Here is a 19,832-nt window from a genome sequence, read left to right as displayed (position 1 = left end):
TCATCGGCGCAAACGGCAATTACCATCTTCCTGTTATTCACGAACAGGCAGAGGTTTTAATGTCCACTCTTACAGGCAAGATTGCCGTCATTAGCGGCGGCACGACCGGTATCGGTTTGGCGATAGCCCAGCGGTTTGTCGCCGAAGGCGCTCACGTCTTTATCTTCGGCCGTCGGCAAGCACAGCTCGACGAGGCCGCCAAACTGATCGGACGCAACGTCACCGCACTCCAGGCTGACGCCGCGAACCTCGATGACCTCGACCGAGTTGCTGCGGCAGTAAGGGAGGAAAAGGGTGTCGTCGACATCATCGTGTCGAACGCCGGCTTTACGGTGCAGGCTTCGATCGACACCCTCACGCCTGAGCACTTCGACAAGGCGTTCAACCTCATGGCCCGCGGCCCCGTCTTCCTCGTGCAGAAGCTGCTGCCGCTGATGACAGGTGGTGGATCGATCATTCTGGTTTCGTCTGCCATGCACGGCATGGGTATTGCTGGCCACACCGCCTACGCGGCGACCAAGGCGGCGGTGCGTTCCTATGCCCGCACCTGGGCCGCGGAATTCAAGGATCGCGGCATTCGCGTCAACACGCTCAGCCCCGGCGTAACCGATACGCCGATTCTCGACTCTCAAACTGAGACACGAGAGCATCTGGTGAACATGTACCAAAGCATGGTCCCGATCGGTCGACTCGCCCGGGCTGAGGAGATTGCCAGCGCGGCGCTCTTCCTGGCGTCCGACCAGAGTTCGTACGTGACGGGTGCGGATCTGATGGCCGATGGTGGCATCGGCCAGGTCTGAGCCCTGAGGGTCATGGACAAGATCTTTCGATAAATAAAGGAGAATTTCAATGAGCTACGCAATCATCGGGCTGGGCAAGATCGGGACGGCCATCGCCCATGCGTTCGCCCGCGAGGGGATCGAAGTCACCGTGGCAGGCAGGCGGCCGCTGGACGCGCTCGCGGCGCAGATCGGCCCGTCGCTCGTTCCCCGGCGAATTGAGGACGCGGTCAAGGCCGACGTCGTCATCCTTGCGGTTCCCTTTGCCACTCACCCGGACATCGGGCGGGCCGCCGAAAGCTGGCAAGGGAAGGTCGTGATCGACGCAACCAACGCGTTCGACGTCCCTCCGGAGGAGTTAGGTGGGCTGCCCTCGACCGCTGCCGTTGCGAAGGCGTTCCCGGGAGCGAAGTTGGTGAAGGCCTTCAACCACCTGCCAGCAGGCACCCTCGCGCAAGGGCCGAAGACGCCGCAGGGAGGCCGGCGGGTCGTGTTTATATCCAGCGACGACGACGCGGCCAGCGCCTCGGTGGCGACCCTCGTCGAGCGGCTTGGCTTCGCCCCGATCGAACTGGGGAAGATAGGCGAGGGCGGACTGCTCATCCAGGCACGGGGCCGCACGTGGGGTCATCTGATTTTCCAGGACCTGGCCAAGTTCGGCTGATCGAAGCCGAGAACACTCAGTCGAGTCTCCCGGACGGGACGGGTCGCGTCTGCCTCGATCGGAGGGGCACACAATGGTGTGTAGGCCGAAATTGATCCACTCCAGGATCGCTCTGCGCGGAAAGTGGCGAGAGCATTCGATGAATTCGTTACGGAGCGGACCCGGAATAGCCGCGTACCCGGATAAAGCATCAACGCTGGAATTCAACGGTTCTTTTCGCGCGTTCATCCACATGCAGCGAAAAGATATCGGGGCGGGCATAGTGGCCAACCACATCGAAATCGTAGCGCGCGCGTACCAGTTCGTCGGTATCGACACTCGCGACAACGAGTCCGGACTCGCCGACCAGGGGGCCGGCAAGGATTTCTCCCAGTGGCCCGACAATCACGCTGCCTCCTCGAATGAGCAGACGATCGTTGTCCCACCCGGGCACCTCCACGCCTAAAGCGCGGGGCGTCGGTTGAATTTGGCATGCGCTGATGACAAAGCAACGTCCCTCGTGCGCAATGTGACGCATTGAGGCTTGCCATACATCACGCTCGTCGACAGTCGGCGCGCACCAGATCTCTACGTTCTTGGCGTACATCGCCGTGCGAAGCAGTGGCATGTGGTTTTCCCAGCAGATCGCCGCTCCTACGCGACCCACTGGCATGTCGACAACCGGCAAAGTCGAACCGTCCCCTTGACCCCAGATGAGCCTCTCCGTACCGGTCGGCATCAACTTCCTGTGCTTCGTGACCAAACCATTCTGGGGATCGAAAAATAGCGCAGTGCAGAAAAGCGTGCTACCTGCACGCTCGATAACACCGACAACCAGACTTGCGTTGGTTCGACGGGACAGGTCAGCCAGGGCGTCGGTCTCCGCACCCGGAACGTCAACTGCGTTCGCGAAGTACTGTGCGAACGCCTCACGTCCTTCGGCTAACCGGTAACCCAGTCGCGTACCGAAGATTTCGCCCTTCGGGTATCCGCCCAGGAGCGCTTCGGGCATGACAATGAGACTCGCGCCTGAATCGATGATCCGTTGTTCATAGCCCAGGATCTCCGCAAGCGTGTCCGCCTTGCCAGACGGGGACGAGCCTAGTTGAAGCGCGGCGACGATCGATTTTGGCATTTCCTGCTCCACATGTTGTAAGGGATGTGTTGATCATGGCAGACCGATAGAATGAAGCAACTGCCTTCCCTGTATAAGTGATATGAGCCGAATTGATATCGTCGAGATGGACCTCAATCTTTTGAAGGTATTCGAGGCCCTTTATGAGGAAGGCGGTGCAGGCAGAGCAGCGATCCGGCTCGAACTCACTCAGTCGGCAGTGAGTGCTGCGCTGAGACGGCTGCGCGAGGTCTATCGGGATGCCCTCTTCACACGGACTGGGCGAGGTCTCGCGCCGACCGCCCGAGCCGATGAATTAAAGCCTCTTATCACCGAGGCGCTTGACCGATGCCGACAGTCGCTGGCAATAACCGTAGACGACACCAGCAACTATCGAGGCCGTTCAGTCTCTATCGGTATGTCCGACGACTTCGAAATGGCTATAGGACATCAGGTGATGGGCACCGTGGCGAAAAATGCACCGGGCCTACGTTTGATCTTCAGGCAAACACACAGTCACATTGTTGCCGATGCGCTGCTCAACCGGCAGATAGACCTCGCCATTGCCTCAGGCGGATTGTCGTCGCGAGGGTTGAGTCGACAGGCGCTAGGCGAAGGAGAATATGCCTGTTTGGTGGACTCCGCATCGCTCCCTGACCAACAGGGGGAGTTAACACTCGATGAGTACGTGGCGCGGCCGCATATCCTCGTGTCGTCCGGAGGCGTAGTGGGTATTGTCGATGAAGGGCTCGCGAACATCGGACGTAAGAGGATTGTTTGTGCTTCGACGACGCATTTCGCCGCTCTACCTTACTTGCTCCATGGATCGGACGCCATTGCGACAATACCGAAGCACGCGGCAGCAGCAATATCCAGGATGACCGGATTGTGCCTGCTGCCCAGTCCGCTTGCACTGCCGAATTATCCGATTGAGTTGGGATGGCGCTCGATCAGGACGCGCGAATCCGCGGTCCTTGCGGTCCAGCAGGCGGTGGTGGAGTCGTTCGCCATGCTTGGGCTAGCGCAAAGGCAATCTTGCGAATGAAACGCTGTCGGCGCTCAGCGAACTTGTTGACTGCCGCGTCGTTGCCGGCCGCGTGACTACTGCTGTCAGTGTGACATGTGATGATTGGTCGCTCCATACTTCCAGAGTATGAAACTAGTCGGAAGCGGTGTTGGACTTCCCGGTTCGTTTCTTTCTACCATGTGTGCACTTGGAGGAAATGCACAATGGCGACAGCGGTAGCAACAACGGTAAAAGCAACGGTAAAAGCAGCGGTAAGAATAGAAAGCGTGGAAACGCTGCTGATAGATGTTCCAACGATCCGGCCGCACCGCCTGTCGGTCGCGACCATGAACTGCCAGACCCTGGTGCTGGTCCGGATCCGCTGCTCTGACGGTGTGAGCGGCGTGGGCGAGGGCACGACCATCGGCGGTCTCGCTTATGGCGAGGAGAGTCCCGAGAGCATCAAGGTCAATATCGATACCTACTTCGCACCCTTGCTCAAGGGGTTGGACGCAACCCGGCCCGGTGCGGCCATGGCGAAACTGCGCAAGCTATTCCAGGGCAACCGTTTTGCGAAATGCGCGGTGGAAACGGCGCTCTTCGATGCCCAGGCCCAACGAATCGGCGTGCCGCTTTCGGAGTTGTTTGGCGGCCGCATAACAGACTCGGTTGAAGTGGCATGGACCCTTGCGAGCGGCGATACGCGGCGAGATATCGATGAAGCCGAGCAGATGCTGGACCTCCGGCGGCATCGCGTGTTCAAGCTGAAGATCGGTTCGAATGCGGTGGCCGACGATGTAGCGCATGTCGTGGCGATCAAGAAAGCGCTTGGTGAGCGTGGCGACGTTCGCGTGGATGTGAACCAGGCATGGAGCGAGTCGGACGCCATCTGGGCGTTGCCGAGATTCGCTGACGCCGGCGTCAGTCTGGTCGAGCAACCCATAGCCGCTACGAACCACGCGGGCCTCAAGCGTCTCACTGACCTGGCCCGCGTGCCGATCATGGCTGACGAAGCACTGCATGGTCCAGCCGATGCATTCGCCGTGGCGAGCAACCATTGCGCCGATGTCTTCGCCGTCAAGATTGCCCAGTCCGGCGGACTGCTGGGCGCGGCTAGCGTTGCGTCGATCGCGCTTGCGGCTCATATCGATCTATATGGCGGCACGATGCTGGAGGGGGCGATCGGCACGATTGCATCGGCGCAACTGTTCAGCACGTTCAGCGCGTTGAAGTGGGGAACAGAGTTGTTCGGTCCGCTCTTGCTGACCGAGGAAATTCTCACTGAACCCCTGCGTTATGAAGACTTTTCGCTGCGCCTGCCGCAAGGCCCGGGCCTGGGCATCACGCTCGACTGGGAACGTATCGAACGGCTGCAGCGCTGACCGGCAGACCCCGCATTAACAACCACCGACCCCCACAACACACGGAGACAAACATGAACCACCAAGCTATCGATGCACTGCTCAAGACCATTAACGACAGCGCCACCAACGAGGGCAATCCACGCACGAAGGCGATCGTGAACCGCGTTATCCGAGACCTGTTTTATACGATCGAAGACCTCGATGTGCAGCCCGATGAGTTTTGGACCGCACTCAATTATCTTGGCGAAGCAGGCAAGAGCGGCGAGCTTGGATTGCTTGCTGCGGGCTTAGGCTTCGAGCATTTCCTCGACTTGCGGATGGACGAGGCGGAAGCGAAGGCAGGTATTGAGGGCGGCACGCCGCGCACGATCGAGGGACCGTTGTATGTGGCCGGTGCGCCGGAGTCGGTCGGGCATGCACGCCTGGATGACGGCACCGACCCGGGCGAAACGCTCGTGATGCGCGGTCGCGTGATTGGCGAAGATGGCGCGCCTCTGAAGGATGCGTTGGTTGAGGTATGGCACGCCAATCATCTGGGTAACTACTCATACTTCGACGCGTCGCAACCGGCGTTCAATCTGCGTCGGACCATTCGTACCGATAGTGCGGGCAACTACAGCTTTACGAGCGTCGTACCGGTGGGCTACAGCGTGCCGCCCGCAGGCAAGACCCAGCAATTACTCGATCAACTGGGCCGTCATGGTCATCGTCCGGCGCATATTCACTTCTTTGTGTCGGCGTCGGGTCATCGCAAGCTGACGACTCAAATCAACATCGATGGTGATCCGTACCTGTGGGATGACTTCGCGTTCGCCACGCGTGATGGTCTTGTACCCGCGCTTAAAAAGGCTGAAGGGGCAGAAGGCAAACCGTATGGAGTGGAGGGTCAGTTCGTGCTGATCGATTTCGACTTCACGCTCTTCAAGGAACGCGACGATGTGAAGAGCACGGAGGTTGAACGCGTGCGCGTGGGAGCCTGATAGCAACGGAGGCCTGTATTCGCTGCCTACCGCCGCTTACCGCTGCGATGGTGTAGCGAACGCTTGTTCGCTCAGATGACTTCACGCATGCCGCTAAGTGTTGGATACGCCTGTAAAAGACTGCCCCAATCAACAGAACAGTCAGGCGATCAGTTTATTCCACGCTAGCCACAATAAACGACCTCGAGCCAGCGACCGCGTTTGGCGCCACGTTCACCGACGCCAAGGCGGAAGCTAGCGGTAACGAGGTTTCACGGCTGAACAGTTGCGCGGTTCCACCCGCCGATATCTGCTTGCCAAGCGCCGCCAGGTCGACACCCTCAGGCTGACCGATCAGCGCATAGCCCAACTCGGCCTGCCGCCAAGTGACAACGGTCATGGAGGCGACACGCTGGTCTTCTACCGCAGCATCGGGCTTGACCTCCTTCATCACGCACAGCGCAACAGGCGCGCCTTTCTCCGGCAGGTAGACAATTTGCACGAGCGGTTTGTTGTTGAACCGCAGTCGCTGCACGCGCTTGAACGTGAGTCCGGCCGCGCTCAGATCGGGAATGCTCAGTGCGAGGCCATCGTCCTCGCGAATTTCCTTGACCGTCTTGATCGACAGGTTGGCGTCGGGGGCCACGTACGCGAGCGTCTCGCGGGAATAGAGTTGCTGATAGCTGGCCGCTGCCATCACCCAAGGCGATACGCCCGTGCCGACCGACGCGAGCGAAGCACCGGTATTCGATGCCGGACCCATGCCAGGGCCTAGCCGAAGCACCAGTCCACAGGCAAATGCGCCTGCCAGGAATGCGACGCCCAGCCACGCCGGTGCAACGCGTAGCCGCGAGCGGATGGGCGAAGAAGACGCAGTGCCCGGAGCACGGGGAACGACGGGATCGTTGACACTGATGTCGGGACTGGCAACGGGCTGGGCGGTTTTTGCTTTAGCCGCACGCGCCATTTCTTCGATCTTCGCGCTAAGGCTCGGCGGCACCGGCGGCAGCTTTTGCGCGGCGAACGCATCGCGATACGGCAGCCGTGATGTCTGCAACAGCGCGACGCGCTCCGCTGCGTCGGGAGACGTGCGCAGTTCGCGCTCGACTTCCTCGCGTTGGTGCGGCGGCAGTTCGCCGTCCACGTAGGCCATTAGCAGGATATCGTCCGATTTCATAAGACTGGGCAGTTACTTTCGCTGATGATTAAATTCTCGCTTCTTCCCGTACGCCGATTCGCTAACCGGTGACTTGCCGCTAAACAACTGTCGAAATTCAGAGTGCCAGAACGGGTGAAAAATCGATGAATAAGCCTTGTTCCAAGTGTATCTGCGTTTCGCCGATGAGCGGCGGGGCTGTGTGTTTCCCACAACTGGACGTGGTTCGACGGACTAAGCATTCTGAGCCTTAGGACTTAGAGCCGTCCTCGCTTACCCGGCTAGCGCGAACAAGGCTGAAGTCGCGTTGCTAAATAGCTGATCTACCTCGCGGTTCGAAATACGCTTGCCGAGTGCATCCAGATCGACGCTTTCAGTCTTGCCGATCAACGCATAGCTAAGTTCCGCTTGCCGCCATGTGACCACATGCATTGTGTCGACCACCTGTGCCGCAACCGCTTGATCCGACTTCATGCCCTTCATCACGCATAGCGCGATGGGCGGTCCTGTCTCAGGCAGATAAACGATCTGCACGAGCGGCTTGTTGTTGAAATTCAAGCGGCGCACGGACTTGAAAGTCAGGCCGGCGCTGCTGAGATCGGGAATACGCAGTGCGAGTTTGTCTTCACGACGAATGTCATCGATTATCTTTGAAGTCGCTGCCGGATTCTCGTCGGCGTAAGCCAGCGTCTCGCGCGTGTAAAGCTGCTGATAGCCGACCGCTGCGGTTACCCACGGCGAGAGCCCGGAGCTTGCCATCGCGGCGCCGCCTGAACTCGGCATGCCCGGGCTGAGAAAAGCAAACGTCCCTGGCCGCAAAAAGAGTCCTCCGCAAAATGCGCCCGCGACGCACGCTGCCGCGAGCCAAGTAGGAACGGAGCGTAGACGTGATCGAACTGGTGCGAGAGCGGGAACGGTGGAAGGCGCAGGAACCGAAGAGTCATTTGCACCTGGAGCCGCGCTTTTAGTGCTTTGTGCACGGGCTATCGCTTCGATCTTCTGTGTCAGCGAGTCCGGTACCGGCGGCAAGTTTTGCGTAGCGAACGCTTGCTTGTAGTCAACACGCGATGCTTGCAGTAACGCCACCAACTCCGCGGCTTCAGCGGAAGCGCGGATGTGCTCCTCGACTTCCCGGCTCTCCTCGGGGGCAAGTTCGCCATCTACATACGCCATCAGCATGAGGTCATCGGTTTTCATGCGATGGAGTCCTTGCGCGTAACCGAAGCCCTGGCTTTCGAAGCAGACGTGCCTAACAACGCACCAATGGCCTGACGTGCACGCGAGAGCCGACTCATGACGGTGCCGATGGGCACTTCCAGAACATCGGCCGCTTCCTGATAGCTCAAGCCTTCGACCGCGACCAGCAGCATGACGACACGCTGGGCTTCGGGCAGACGCCCAACGGCGCTGATGACCTGACCGTGCATGAGTTGGGCTTCCGGGCCTTTGTCGACAGGATCTGCAACGTTTTCCAGGAAGTCATCGTCCCATTCCAGGCTGGAGCGCTTGCGTACGCTGCGCGCTCGCAACTCGTTGATCCAGGTGGAATGGACGATTGAAAACATCCAGCTTAGCGGGGACGTGTCGGGCTGTAATTGATGCGCCCGTTCGAGCGCCCGCACGCAGGCTCGCTGGACGAGATCTTCGGCGTCATGCTTATCACCGGAAATACGCAGCGCGAACGCCCATAGTCGCGGCAGCATCTCGGGAAGCATGCCTGGTAAGTCTGCGCCGTTCATTGAACGAATGTCTCCCGTGATCCCACTGTCAACTCAAGTGCCGTTGAGCGCCCGCATGTGCGGGCTGCATCGCGCTAACTCCCTATTTTAGCCTGAGGCAGCGGATGTCGCTGGACGCCATGTTTGGGCGCAAATGCTGTCGCATTGAGGGCGTGTGTTGAGTAAGCCAGGATGGGTGGGGAAGCAGTCGCTAAGAGATCAGCGCTCGCTGTAAGGCTGGAGTAATCAGGCGCTAACCATCCAGCGAATGTGGCGGTCGCTGCCTGAATATCCAAACTATCCGGCAACCGTGCTTGATCACCGGATCATACGTGCGACGCCACACAGCGCATCAGATGCCGTGCGCCTCCAGCCGCGTCGCGTACCAGCGTGAAAATCGTTCCAGATACGTCTCGGTGAAAGGTGAGAAGGGTCCAGGCCGGTAGCCAGGGTCCTGTGTACCTTGGTGATTGATCGAAACAAGGCGGGCATCCTGAGCATTGGTTGCTTGCCATACCTCGATCAGATCGGACAGCGAGTAGTCAACGCCCTCGATCGCATCCTCGTGAACAAGCCACTTGGTTCGAACGAGCGTTCGATCCGGTGCAAGCGGGATCAGGTACGAAATGACCGCGTGGTCGCTCATGAAGTGCGACCACGAGTTGTGCGTCCACAAATGCGTATCGCCGAGATCGCGTCGCGTGTTGTCGCCGAGTAGCCTGGTGCTGGCGACCTTTGTGTTCATCGTTTGCGATTCGCCGTTGCCGGCGATGACCAGGCGCTGTGTCCGGAACAGCGTGGCTACATCATCCAGTCGTTCTACGGCTTCGCTGAGCAGTCCCTCCTTGTGCCAGCTCGCAAGCGAAGCCTTGTTACGCGCCCGGTATTCGCCGAGCGCGCGTTCCGATTCCTCACTCAAGCCATCGGGGCAGAAGCCGAAATCTTCGGCCAGGAACGATACGGTGAGCTCCGGATGCGTTGCACCGCAGTGGTAACACTCGCGGTTGTTTTCGATTGCCAGCTTCCAGTTGCCGTTTTCAATGATGTCCGTCTCGTACGCGATCTTCGTGCGCGCCAGATCGAACGACGCAAGGCGTGGCGTCATGATCTCGTCGAGCGCCGCGATATCCGCGGGCGCTTCGTCGTTCAGGCACACAAAGATCAACCCGCCTACTACGCGTAGGGGGACAGGCATCAGGCTGCGGCAGGTCGGATCGAAATCCTGTCCCATGTGCGCCGCGTGTTTGAGACCGCCATCGAGTCCGTACGTCCACTGATGGTAGGGGCAGACGAGCATTCCCACGGAACCCTTGCCTTGCTCGCGAAGGCGCGCGCCGCGATGACGGCACACGTTGCGATACGCCCGAATAATGTTGTCATCGTCGCGAACGATGATGATCGAGGCACGGCCGATATCGACCGCCGAGACATCGCCGGGCTCGCGCACGTCGGCGACGACACCCGCCATGATCCAGTGCTTGTGGAAGAAGATATCGACGTCGTTCTCAAAGACGTCCTGCCGCCCGAACAAGGCGCCGGGCATGCCGTGACCTGAAGCCCGACTGCGAAACAAAGCGCCGTGCGTAGTGCCATTGATGCTCGACATCCGCTGGTCCTTATCTGATTCCCTACGTTGCCAGGCGCGACCTGAGTCACGGAATGAACGGAGTATCAGTAGGCCAATTCGAAGCGTCAACGCGCTTTATTTTCTCGCTCGCATAACAATAAGTAATGGCAACGGCGGGTTGCCGAAACGCCTTCGCTTCATGCCACCGTTTCCTCACGAAGCCATTCGATGACGGCATCCACCGCGGGCGTAACCGCGTGTCCGTGCGGCACGACGGCGTAATACGCGTCGGTCATCTTCACGCAGGCGTCGCCAAGCGGCACCAGTTGTCCCGAACGAAGCAGGTCGCCCAGCATCCGACGCCAGCCGAGCACGACACCCTGGCCCTGCAACGCGGCGTGAATGGCATCGGTGTACAGGCTGCAACGCAGGACATAGTTCAACCGGTTGCGCTTGATGCCCACTGTGTCGAACCAGTCTTCCCAGCCCATCCAGCCCTCCGACGTGGAGTCGTAGGCAATGAGCGGGGCATCGCTCAAGTCCTGGGGCGACTGAGGTTCGCCATGCGCCTCGAGCCACGATGGCGAACAGACAGGCACGACCTCCTCATTGAAGAGAAGCGTTGAGTGACCGTCGCGCCAGTTGCCGGAGCCATAGCGGATAGCAACATCCACCTCGTTATGACGCAGGTCCGCGGTGAACATCTGCGTGGTCAGGCGCAGCTTGAGTTGCGGCTGCGAGCGCTTGAGCAGCGGCAGTCTGGGCAAGATGCGGAATTGCGAAAACGCGGCAGTCGCCAGGATCGCGAACTCCTGTTCCCGTGTGTTGCTGCTAAGACTGTCGAAGGTGCCCGCGATCTTCTGGAGCGATTCCGACGTGACGAAAAAGAGGTCTTCGCCTTCTTTCGTGAGCGCGATCGAGCGATGCAGCCGATGAAACAACTGCAGCTTCATGGCGTCCTCAAGAAAGCGGATCTGGCGGCTGACGGCGGCCTGCGTGACACCGAGTTCGTCGGCTGCGAGCGTGAAGCTCTTGAGCCGCGCAACGGCTTCAAAGTCGACCAATGCGTTTAGCGAAGGAATCAGGCGTCGGTATCCTTTCATATCTCGCGCTTCCAGTGTTCTTCAGGGACCCGCTTGAGTTGCTCGCATGGCGACTTGCGTCCGGATGGCTGCGTTCATATTACCTGTTGTTATGCGAGAGTGAAAATAAAGTGCGTTGACCGCATAGTTTTGCCTACCGATACTCGCCGCGAGGTCGCCGCTCTGACCCCGTTGTCCGATAAGGGAACGCCTGGATTGACCAACCCGGTGCGCATCCTGATCCCACGCGTTGACACCATGAGGAGAAGCTCAAGCATGAAGCCGTTCGACGATCAAGGGGACTCGTTTGACCTGCCGCTGCATAAGAATCCGGATCGCCAGTTAAGCCAGTTAAGCCAGTTAAGCCAGCTAAGTCGCCGTCAGTTTCTGCAAGGTGCTGCGGCGCTGGGTGCAAGCGCGGGGCTTGGCCTGATCGTCCCGGCTAGCGCGCTTGCCGCGCCGCAGCCTAAGCGCGGTGGCCTGCTAAAGCTCGGCATGGGCGGCGGCAATACGACAGACTCGATCGATCCAACGCTGCTGCCGGATTGGGTGCCGCTCAATCAGGCTTACATGCTCATGAACGGCCTGGTCGAGATCGATGCAAAGATGCATGCGCAGCCGGAATTGCTTGAAAGCTGGGAGGCGAAACCCGGTGCTGCCGAATGGATTCTCAAGGTCCGCAAGGGCGTGGTGTTCCATAACGGCAAGACGCTCGATGCAGACGACGTGATCTATTCGATCAACCTGCATCGCGGCGATGCGTCGAAGTCGGCGATCAAGTCGAGTCTCGCGGACGTGACCGAGATCACGAAGATCGATCCGCTGCAAATTTCGATGAAGCTGAAAAGCGGCAATGCGGACCTGCCTTACCTGCTGTCCGACTATCACCTGCTGGTGGTGCCGAATGGTTTCAAGGACTGGAGTCATCCAATAGGTACCGGTCCCTTTGTATTCGGCGAGTTCACGCCGGGGGTGCGGTCGCTCTTCAAGCGCAATCCGCACTACTGGAAGAGCGATGGCCCTTATGTGGATGCAGTCGAACTGATTGTGATCAACGACGCCACGGCGCGCACCAACGCGCTGATCTCAGGTCAGGTCCACGCGATCAACCGGGTCGACTTCAAGACCGTCGACTTGCTCAAGCGCAGCCCGACTGTCAACATCGTGCGCTCATCGGGTGGCCAGCACTTTACGTTCTTGATGGACTGCGCTGCGTCGCCGTTCGCGGATAACAATGTACGGCTCGCGGTCAAATACGGCATCGATCGCCAGAAGCAATTGACGACCATCCTGCGCGGTTACGGGTCCATCGGCAACGATCATCCGATTCCGAAGACTGACCGCTTTTATGCCGCGGATGTGCCGCAACATGCGTACGACCCCGACAAGTCGAAGTTTTATCTGAAGAAGGCTGGCTTGTCCGAGTTGAAGCTCGAATTGTCGACGTCCGACGCAGCGTTTGCAGGCGCAGTCGATTCGGCTGCGCTGTTCCAGGGCGAATGCGCGCCTGCGGGCATTCAGCTTTCTATCCGCCGTCAGCCCGCCGACAGCTACTGGGACAAGGTATGGATGCAGGCGCCTTTTTGCATGGGCTATTGGGGCGGCCGGCCGACGGCGGACCAGATGCTCTCGACCGCGTACAAGTCCGACGCGAAATGGAACGACACGCACTGGCGCGATCCAAAGTTCGACGCTTTGTTGCTGCAAGCCCGTGCGATGCTCGACGACACCAAACGCCGCGAGATGTACCGCGAGATGCAGCTTATGGTGAGCGACAACGGCGGCGCGATGATCCCGCTCTTCGCCGACTATATCGATGCAACCAGCAGCAAGCTCCAGGGCGCCACGCCGCATCCGCTGTTTAACTTCATGGGCGGCAGGCTCGCGGAACACGTCTGGCTGGAGTCGTAATGAAGCGGCTTGTATTGCAGCGGGTGCTGGCGGGTGTATTGACGTTGTGGCTTGTTTCGGTGCTGACCTTCGTGGGCACCGAATTGCTTCCCGGCGACGTGGCGTCTGCCATCCTCGGTCAGTCGGCGACGCCGGAAACGGTCGCGGCGCTGCGGGCGTCGCTCGGTCTCGACCACCCGGCGCTGCAACGTTACGGGCTATGGTTGCTGCATTTCCTGCATGGGGACCTTGGGACGTCGCTGACGAACGGACGTCCGGTCAGCGAGGACTTGCTGCCGAGGCTATACAACACGCTGTTTCTCGCAAGCTATGCGGCCCTTGTTGCGGTGCCGCTGTCGATACTCATCGGCATAGCGTCCGCGATATGGCAAGACAGTCTCTTCGATCGCGCCGCCAGCGTGCTGTCGCTTGCGAGCGTATCTATGCCGGAGTTCTTCGTCGGTTATGTGCTGCTGCTCTTGCTCGCGGTCAAGTTTCCCGTGCTGCCGAGCTTGGCCGCCGTGTCGCCGGACATGGCGTTTTCTGAGCGCATCTACGCGACCACGTTGCCAACGCTCACGCTGCTGTTCGTCGTAGCCGCCCACATGCTGCGCACCACGCGAGCGTCCGTGCTTGCGGTGATGGGCAGCGCCTATACCGAAACAGCGATCCTCAAGGGTTTGCCCAAGTCATGGATCGTCTTGCGCCACGCGCTGCCCAATGCACTCGCGCCGATCATCAACGCGGTGTCGTTCAACCTGGCTTACCTGATCGTCGGCGTCATCATGGTCGAGGTCGTGTTCGTCTATCCGGGTGTCGGGCAGTTGATGGTGGACGCGGTATCGAAGCGCGACCTGCCGGTGGTGCAGGCTTGCGGAATGCTGTTTGCCACGGCTTATGTCGGGCTGAATACCGTGTCCGATGTGCTCGCTGTCTGGGCCAATCCGCGCTTGCGGCATGCGAGGTAAGGGGTAATGAAAGTGTTCGGTAAAGAAGCGCCCATGAGCGCGGCGATCGGCATGTTGCTGGTCGCGGTCATCGCAATGGCATCGCTGTTTGCGCCGCTCATTGCGCCACACGGCGAAACCGAAACGATCGGCGACGTATGGATGATGCCCGGTGCCGGTCATTGGCTCGGCACCGACAGCATCGGGCGTGACATGTTTTCGCGTCTGTTGTACGGCGGGCGTACAACGCTCGGCCTGGCGCTCGCGATCACGCTCCTGTCCTTTTCGCTCGGCATTGTCACGGGGTTTGCGGCCGCGGTGCTGGGACGCAAGGTCGATCAGGTGCTGTCGAGGATCGTCGATACCCTCATGGCGATGCCGGTCCTGATCTTTGCGCTGATGATCCTGTCGGTGCTGGGTACGTCGATGCCGGTGCTGATCGGTACGATTGCGATTCTCGATTCAACGCGCGTGTTCCGGCTCGCGCGGCTCGTCGCACAGGGTATCGCCGTACAAGAGTATGTGGAAGCGGCGCGGCTGCGTGGAGAAGGGCTCGCGTGGATCATCCGCCGTGAAATCCTGCCAAATGCAGTGCCACCGCTGCTGGCCGAATTCGGCATGCGCTTCGGGTTCACCATCCTGTTCGTGGCCGGACTGAGCTTTCTCGGGCTAGGTATCCAGCCTCCCTACGCCGACTGGGGCGGCATGGTCCGCGACAACGCGCAGGTGATCAATTTCGGCGGCATTGCACCGCTCGTTCCTGCCGCGGCGATCGCGTTGCTGACGATCGGTATCAACCTGATCGTCGACTGGCTGTTGTCGGTGCGCGCAGTCGGGCAGGCAGGAGTGATCGCATGAGCCCGGTCTTGAGAATGCGTGCGTTGCGGGTCGAGGCGCCCAACGGTCAGGTACTGGTCGACAACGTCGATGTAACCCTCGCACAAGGAGAGGTGCTCGGGCTGATCGGCGAATCCGGCGCGGGTAAATCGACGATCGGCCTCGCCGCGCTCGGTTATGCGCGCGGCCGCTGCCGGATCACAGGTGGCGAAGTGTGGCTCGCCGGCGAGAACATCCTGGGCGCAACGCCGCAACGGCAACGTGCGCTGCGCGCGACCAAGGTGGCTTATGTGGCCCAGAGCGCGGCCGCTGCATTCAACCCGGCGTTGACCATTGGCGAGCAGGTCTGCGAAGGGCCATTGCGACATGGATTGATGGGCCGCGACGAAGCGCGAGCCTGGGCGCGAGAGTTGTTCGCGTCACTCGACCTTCCCGACCCGGATACGTTTGGGCGGCGTTATCCGCATCAGGTCTCCGGCGGGCAGTTGCAACGGGCGATGGTGGCTATGGCGATGTCTTGCAAGCCATCAATCCTTGTGCTTGATGAGCCGACTACGGCGCTTGATGTGACCACGCAGATCGAAGTGCTGGTCGTGCTGCGCAGGATCGTGCGTGAGTTCGGCGCAGCCGCGCTCTACATCACGCACGACCTGGCGGTAGTCGCCCAAGTCGCCGACCGCATCATGGTGTTGCGCGGCGGCCGGATGGTGGAAGAGGGCACGACGGACGCGGTGCTGAACGCGCCGCGCGATGAATATACCCGACGTCTGGTTGCCGAACGAAGCACGGCTGACACCTTGCGCGCCAGTCTTCCACATGCGACAGAACCACTGCTTGCTATCGAAGGACTAAATGCGGGTTATCACGGCAAGTCGATCGTTCGGAATGTCGCTCTGCAACTCGCACGCGGTGAGACTTTAGCGCTCGTAGGCGAATCCGGCAGCGGCAAGAGCACGGTTGCACGTGCGATCGTTGGATTGATCGAACAGCAGAGCGGCGTGTTGCGGTTCGACAGCGGGCTCTTGCCCCATCGACTGGCCGAGCGTTCGCGTGAGCTCAAGCGGCGTATCCAGCTCGTCTACCAGTCGCCTGACGTCGCCCTCAATCCGATGCACACCGTCGGCGAGATCATCGGGCGTCCGGTGGAATTTTACTTCGGTATCCATAAAGATAAAGTGCGTGAGCGCGTACTGGAGTTGTTACGCCTGACGGAGTTGCCGGAAGCGTTCATCGAGCGGAAACCGGCCGAGCTGTCCGGTGGGCAGAAGCAGCGCATTTGCATTGCGCGGGCGCTGGCGGCGCAACCTGATCTGGTGATTTGCGATGAGGTCACGTCCGCCCTCGATCCTCTTGTCGCCGACGGCATTCTTTCGTTGCTGGAGTCGCTGCAAAAACGCATCGGGCTGTCATACCTGTTCATTACCCACGATCTGGGCACGGTAAGGCGCATTGCGCAGCGCGTGGCGGTGATGCTCCAGGGCGAGATCATTGCGCAGGGCGCCACGGCTGACGTGTTCAACGCACCGAGTCATGCCTATACGAAGCGGCTGTTGGCCTCGGTGCCCGAGTTGCGGATTGGATGGCTCGACGAAAACCTCTTGCAGAGCGCGCGGCCGGCTGAATCGAACACGTTCACGGGAGACTTGAAGTATGCAGCGCAACAATGAGCCGGCAGTGCGAGTGATCGAGCATGTCTGGATTCCGCTTGCTGACGGTACGCGGCTCGCGGCCCGTATCTGGTTGCCGGACGGCGCCGGGACTGGCGCTTCCCCCGCGCCTGCGATCCTCGAATACATTCCTTATCGCAAGCGCGACGGCACCCGGTCACGCGATGAACCGATGCATCACTACTTCGCATCGAACGGATTCGCGGCGGTGCGCGTCGATATGCGCGGCAGCGGCGAGTCCGACGGTCTCATGGCCGATGAATACGTGCTGCAGGAGCAGGACGACGGGTTGGAGGTGATCGAGTGGATTGCCCGGCAACCGTGGTGCAGCGGCGCGGTCGGTTTGATGGGGAAATCGTGGGGAGGCTTTAATGCGCTGCAGATCGCAGCACGCAGGCCACCTGCGCTCAAAGCAATCATCACGGTCTATTCAACCGACGACCGTTACGCGGACGACATTCATTACAAAGGCGGCTGCCTGCTTAACGACAACCTGTGGTGGGGCAGCATCATGCTCGCCTATCAGGGGCGTCCGCCTGACCCGTTGCTATACGGGGACGAATGGCGGTCCGCCTGGATCGAGCGGCTCGACAAGCTGCCGTTCTTTCCCGCGTTATGGATGGAGCATCAACACCGCGACGACTACTGGCGGCATGGTTCGATAAGCGAGGACTGGTCCGCGATCCAGTGCCCGGTGTTCGCAGTCGGCGGCTGGGCCGACAGTTATACGAATGCCGTGTTCCGGCTGATGGCGGGCTTGCAGGTGCCACGGCAAGGCCTGATTGGACCGTGGGCGCATATCTATCCGCACGACGGCGTACCCGGGCCGGCGGTGGGTTTCCTGCAGGAAGCTGTGGAGTGGTGGAACCGCTGGCTGCGTCCTGACTATAACGATGATCCACGCTCGACGCCTGAGCGTCCGGCGTTGCGAGTGTGGATGGAGAGCGCGCGTGCTCCGCAGACCACCTACGTCACGACGCCAGGCAAATGGATCTCGGAGGCGGCATGGCCAAGCCCCTCCGTCGCCATGCAGCGCATGTACCTTGGCGATAGAACATTGACACGAACCGCGCCTGACACGCCGGCTCGTGTGCTGGTTCACACCCCTCAGGGCCACGGTGTGGCGGCCGGCGAATGGATGGGGACGGGCGTTGCAGGCGAGTCACCCGCCGACCAGCGTTTCGACGATGGTCTCGCCCAAGTGTTCGACAGTGCACCGTTGACCGAACCGTTGGCGCTCCTTGGCATGCCGGAACTCGAGATCGATGTGTCGAGTGACCGGCCCATCGCTTACTTGTGTGCAAGGCTCTCCGAGGTGATGCCGGACGGCGCGGCAACGCGTGTTTCTTATGGCGTATTCAACCTGACGCATCGTGATGGTTCCGCTGAACCTGCCGCCTTGACGCCTGGCGAAACCGTTCGCGTACGGCTGACGCTCGATGCGTGCGCGCATGAATTTGGCGTCGGCAACCGGGTCAGGTTGTCGTTGTCGACGACTTATTGGCCGCTGATCTGGCCCGCGCCGGAAGACGCGACCATTGAGGTGGCACTCGGCAATACGGCGCTTCATCTGCCGGTGCGCGAGACTAAAGGCGTTGAGCTGCCAGTCGAATTTCATGCACCTGAGCGAGGTTCCGCGACGCCTACCGAGCAAGTGCGCGGCGGCACCATGACGCGCACTTCGTCCTACGACCTGACCACGGACGAGTGGACGTACGTTACTGAAGGTATCGGCGGGCTCTTTGGGGAAGGCGTGCAGCGGTTCACAGAAATCGATACAACCGTTGAGCACAACCTGAAGCGCTCTCTAAAAATCCGTGGCAACGATCCGCTTAGCGCCCGCTATACGCTGACGCAATCGCTGCGCATGGGACGAGAAGGCTGGGACATCCGCGTGCGCAGCGAAGTACATATGTCTTCGGATAGGGAGCACTTTTATCTGACGGGTTCGCTGCAGGCCGAGGAGAACGGCCGGGTGGTGCGCGAGCGTAGCTGGGATGAAACTATTCCACGCCTTTTGCTTTAGTGCTGGTGAAAGAACGGCTAGCGTTCCCGGCTAAGGCTGGTTAAAGATCTACCGGAGCGCTTAGGTGTCTCCGGACATATCTCAATTCCCGAGCGCCGGCTTTGCTCGCCGTTTCTGAGGCCTTGCCTTGGGTGGCACGCGGGCCGGGAGTTCGGACAGACGCAACAGATGGCGCAAGGCCATCATCGCGCCGATTGCCTCGAGCACGCCGGCCGGCACCCACATGATCAGGCCGCCGAGGCTTTGATCAAGCGTCGCCGGAACCGATGTGAACGCGCGGCCGCAAAGCGAAAAGATCGGATAGAGGTCGTGCGTCGAGAAGGTAATGATCGCTCCGACCAGGATTTGAGGCGTCATGGTGATAACCGGCGACAACACTCGCAAGCCCGGCCGCGTACGACTCGGCGGATGCGGTCGATGATCGAGCAGCATCCACCAATACAGCAGCCCGCTCACCGCGACCGACCAGTTCATGAACGTGTAGATGCGCCAGTCCAGCATGGCGACGAACTGCACGCTTGGAATCAGCCAGAAGACCACCGAGATGACAAACGCGGCCGAAATGAAGGTCGGATTAAGCACCACGGCAGCGAGTACACGCGCCGGCCTGCGGTATTGCCAACGCCGCAGCGCGCTGCGCCAGCGCAACGGCAGGCCGGCCCGGAGTGCGCTGCCCGGATAAGACGACATCAGGATCAGCGGGGCGAGATGGTGCAGCACCAGATGCTGAAGCCGATGTACAAAAAACTCATGCTCGGCGTAATAGTCGAGCCGTGTGTGAAGTGCTATGTAGAAGAGTGCAAGACCAACCCAAAATGCTATGCGCCGGGCAATGCTGATACGAACGTGACGCGACCCTCGCACATACAGTAAGGCTGTAATCACGAAAACCGCCACGAGCCCGAAAGAAGGTTCCCATGGGACGAGCAGGCTGAAGAGAGACATGGCAGGTCGGAATAGGTAAGAGGGGCTGGACGCGCTCGCGTCTCCGCCTTGGGCGAACCGCATGTTAGCAGGCGGGTGGAAGGCTTGCTGGCGGTCACCGCGGGCGCGGTAGCTGCAGTCCGGCATCGGTTA

17 protein-coding genes are annotated in these 19,832 nt (G+C 60.3%); 10 read left to right on the top strand and 7 right to left on the bottom strand.

The window, feature by feature from the left end; translation table 11 throughout:
- Positions 1-59 precede the first annotated feature (59 nt).
- Both FH08_RS0137675 and FH08_RS0137670 read left to right on the top strand, forming a co-directional pair.
- A complete protein-coding gene (locus tag FH08_RS0137675; protein WP_031363295.1) occupies positions 60-800 on the top strand; it encodes an SDR family NAD(P)-dependent oxidoreductase in 741 nt (246 codons plus the stop codon).
- 49 nt (positions 801-849) lie between these two features.
- Positions 850-1,443: an NADPH-dependent F420 reductase gene (locus FH08_RS0137670; protein ID WP_031363294.1), complete on the top strand. Its 594-nt coding sequence runs from the start codon at positions 850-852 to the stop codon at positions 1,441-1,443.
- 190 nt (positions 1,444-1,633) lie between these two features.
- On the opposite strand, the gene FH08_RS0137665 is transcribed toward FH08_RS0137670, so the two are convergent.
- A complete protein-coding gene (locus FH08_RS0137665; protein WP_031363293.1) occupies positions 1,634-2,557 on the bottom strand; it encodes a carbon-nitrogen hydrolase family protein in 924 nt (307 codons plus the stop codon).
- An 82-nt stretch (positions 2,558-2,639) separates the two neighbouring features.
- On the opposite strand from FH08_RS0137665, the gene FH08_RS0137660 reads away from it, so the two are divergent.
- The 3 genes from FH08_RS0137660 (at position 2,640) to catA (ending at position 5,886) form a co-directional block, all read left to right on the top strand.
- The gene (locus FH08_RS0137660) at positions 2,640-3,581 is read left to right on the top strand and encodes a LysR family transcriptional regulator (RefSeq protein WP_031363292.1); all 942 of its coding nucleotides are present in this window, start codon (positions 2,640-2,642) and stop codon (positions 3,579-3,581) included.
- 185 nt (positions 3,582-3,766) lie between these two features.
- On the top strand, positions 3,767-4,924 hold the full coding sequence (locus FH08_RS0137655; RefSeq protein WP_051888824.1) for a muconate/chloromuconate family cycloisomerase: 1,158 nt from the start codon (positions 3,767-3,769) through the stop codon (positions 4,922-4,924).
- A 53-nt stretch (positions 4,925-4,977) separates the two neighbouring features.
- Entirely contained in the window at positions 4,978-5,886 is a 909-nt protein-coding gene (catA, locus tag FH08_RS0137650) for a catechol 1,2-dioxygenase (RefSeq protein ID WP_031363290.1), read from the top strand.
- 154 nt (positions 5,887-6,040) lie between these two features.
- On the opposite strand, the gene FH08_RS0137645 is transcribed toward catA, so the two are convergent.
- From FH08_RS0137645 to FH08_RS0137625, 5 genes are all read right to left on the bottom strand, one after another.
- Complete coding sequence (locus FH08_RS0137645) at positions 6,041-7,042, bottom strand: anti-sigma factor family protein (RefSeq protein WP_200878844.1); 1,002 nt, start codon at positions 7,040-7,042, stop codon at positions 6,041-6,043.
- Between the two features lie 252 nt (positions 7,043-7,294).
- A complete protein-coding gene (locus tag FH08_RS0137640) occupies positions 7,295-8,218 on the bottom strand; it encodes an anti-sigma factor family protein (protein WP_031363288.1) in 924 nt (307 codons plus the stop codon).
- A complete protein-coding gene (locus FH08_RS0137635; RefSeq protein ID WP_031363287.1) occupies positions 8,215-8,760 on the bottom strand; it encodes an RNA polymerase sigma factor in 546 nt (181 codons plus the stop codon). The genes FH08_RS0137640 and FH08_RS0137635 overlap by 4 nt, the downstream gene beginning before the upstream one ends.
- Positions 8,761-9,091: 331 nt before the next feature.
- A complete protein-coding gene (locus tag FH08_RS0137630) occupies positions 9,092-10,345 on the bottom strand; it encodes an aromatic ring-hydroxylating oxygenase subunit alpha (RefSeq protein ID WP_031363286.1) in 1,254 nt (417 codons plus the stop codon).
- A 158-nt stretch (positions 10,346-10,503) separates the two neighbouring features.
- A complete protein-coding gene (locus FH08_RS0137625; protein WP_031363285.1) occupies positions 10,504-11,409 on the bottom strand; it encodes a LysR substrate-binding domain-containing protein in 906 nt (301 codons plus the stop codon).
- 255 nt (positions 11,410-11,664) lie between these two features.
- On the opposite strand from FH08_RS0137625, the gene FH08_RS0137620 reads away from it, so the two are divergent.
- The 5 genes from FH08_RS0137620 to FH08_RS0137600 are packed head-to-tail and all read left to right on the top strand — an operon-like array spanning position 11,665 to position 18,755.
- Complete coding sequence (locus tag FH08_RS0137620; RefSeq protein ID WP_081889698.1) at positions 11,665-13,299, top strand: ABC transporter substrate-binding protein; 1,635 nt, start codon at positions 11,665-11,667, stop codon at positions 13,297-13,299.
- Entirely contained in the window at positions 13,299-14,246 is a 948-nt protein-coding gene (locus FH08_RS0137615; protein WP_031363283.1) for an ABC transporter permease, read from the top strand. Before FH08_RS0137620 ends, FH08_RS0137615 begins: the two co-directional genes overlap by 1 nt.
- 6 nt (positions 14,247-14,252) lie before the next feature.
- Positions 14,253-15,083: an ABC transporter permease gene (locus FH08_RS0137610; RefSeq protein ID WP_031363282.1), complete on the top strand. Its 831-nt coding sequence runs from the start codon at positions 14,253-14,255 to the stop codon at positions 15,081-15,083.
- The gene (locus FH08_RS0137605) at positions 15,080-16,729 is read left to right on the top strand and encodes an ABC transporter ATP-binding protein (RefSeq protein WP_031363281.1); all 1,650 of its coding nucleotides are present in this window, start codon (positions 15,080-15,082) and stop codon (positions 16,727-16,729) included. Before FH08_RS0137610 ends, FH08_RS0137605 begins: the two co-directional genes overlap by 4 nt.
- The gene (locus tag FH08_RS0137600; protein WP_031363280.1) at positions 16,713-18,755 is read left to right on the top strand and encodes a CocE/NonD family hydrolase; all 2,043 of its coding nucleotides are present in this window, start codon (positions 16,713-16,715) and stop codon (positions 18,753-18,755) included. Before FH08_RS0137605 ends, FH08_RS0137600 begins: the two co-directional genes overlap by 17 nt.
- A gap of 81 nt (positions 18,756-18,836) precedes the next feature.
- Here FH08_RS0137600 and FH08_RS0137595 read toward each other — a convergent pair whose 3' ends face one another.
- Positions 18,837-19,700, bottom strand: coding sequence for a cytochrome c oxidase assembly protein (locus FH08_RS0137595; protein ID WP_031363279.1), 864 nt, complete (start codon positions 19,698-19,700; stop codon positions 18,837-18,839).
- Between the last annotated feature and the right edge of the window lie 132 nt (positions 19,701-19,832).

The sequence above is a fragment of the Caballeronia sordidicola genome, from assembly GCF_000729995.1.
GTDB classification, from domain to species: Bacteria; Pseudomonadota; Gammaproteobacteria; order Burkholderiales; family Burkholderiaceae; genus Caballeronia; species Caballeronia sordidicola_A.
The sequence above is the reverse complement of the archived record's forward strand: the minus strand, read 5'-3'. Positions and strand labels throughout refer to the sequence as shown.

Excerpts from the sequence above, each read along its gene's own strand:
- FH08_RS0137675 (WP_031363295.1), top strand. The coding sequence starts at position 60 with ATGTCCACTCTTACAGGCAAGATTGCCGTCATTAGCGGCGGCACGACC.
- FH08_RS0137670 (WP_031363294.1), top strand. The coding sequence starts at position 850 with ATGAGCTACGCAATCATCGGGCTGGGCAAGATCGGGACGGCCATCGCC.
- FH08_RS0137665 (WP_031363293.1), bottom strand. The coding sequence starts at position 2,557 with ATGCCAAAATCGATCGTCGCCGCGCTTCAACTAGGCTCGTCCCCGTCT.
- FH08_RS0137660 (WP_031363292.1), top strand. The coding sequence starts at position 2,640 with ATGAGCCGAATTGATATCGTCGAGATGGACCTCAATCTTTTGAAGGTA.
- FH08_RS0137655 (WP_051888824.1), top strand. The coding sequence starts at position 3,767 with ATGGCGACAGCGGTAGCAACAACGGTAAAAGCAACGGTAAAAGCAGCG.
- catA (WP_031363290.1), top strand. The coding sequence starts at position 4,978 with ATGAACCACCAAGCTATCGATGCACTGCTCAAGACCATTAACGACAGC.
- FH08_RS0137645 (WP_200878844.1), bottom strand. The coding sequence starts at position 7,042 with ATGAAATCGGACGATATCCTGCTAATGGCCTACGTGGACGGCGAACTG.
- FH08_RS0137640 (WP_031363288.1), bottom strand. The coding sequence starts at position 8,218 with ATGAAAACCGATGACCTCATGCTGATGGCGTATGTAGATGGCGAACTT.
- FH08_RS0137635 (WP_031363287.1), bottom strand. The coding sequence starts at position 8,760 with ATGAACGGCGCAGACTTACCAGGCATGCTTCCCGAGATGCTGCCGCGA.
- FH08_RS0137630 (WP_031363286.1), bottom strand. The coding sequence starts at position 10,345 with ATGTCGAGCATCAATGGCACTACGCACGGCGCTTTGTTTCGCAGTCGG.
- FH08_RS0137625 (WP_031363285.1), bottom strand. The coding sequence starts at position 11,409 with ATGAAAGGATACCGACGCCTGATTCCTTCGCTAAACGCATTGGTCGAC.
- FH08_RS0137620 (WP_081889698.1), top strand. The coding sequence starts at position 11,665 with ATGAAGCCGTTCGACGATCAAGGGGACTCGTTTGACCTGCCGCTGCAT.
- FH08_RS0137615 (WP_031363283.1), top strand. The coding sequence starts at position 13,299 with ATGAAGCGGCTTGTATTGCAGCGGGTGCTGGCGGGTGTATTGACGTTG.
- FH08_RS0137610 (WP_031363282.1), top strand. The coding sequence starts at position 14,253 with ATGAAAGTGTTCGGTAAAGAAGCGCCCATGAGCGCGGCGATCGGCATG.
- FH08_RS0137605 (WP_031363281.1), top strand. The coding sequence starts at position 15,080 with ATGAGCCCGGTCTTGAGAATGCGTGCGTTGCGGGTCGAGGCGCCCAAC.
- FH08_RS0137600 (WP_031363280.1), top strand. The coding sequence starts at position 16,713 with ATGCAGCGCAACAATGAGCCGGCAGTGCGAGTGATCGAGCATGTCTGG.
- FH08_RS0137595 (WP_031363279.1), bottom strand. The coding sequence starts at position 19,700 with ATGTCTCTCTTCAGCCTGCTCGTCCCATGGGAACCTTCTTTCGGGCTC.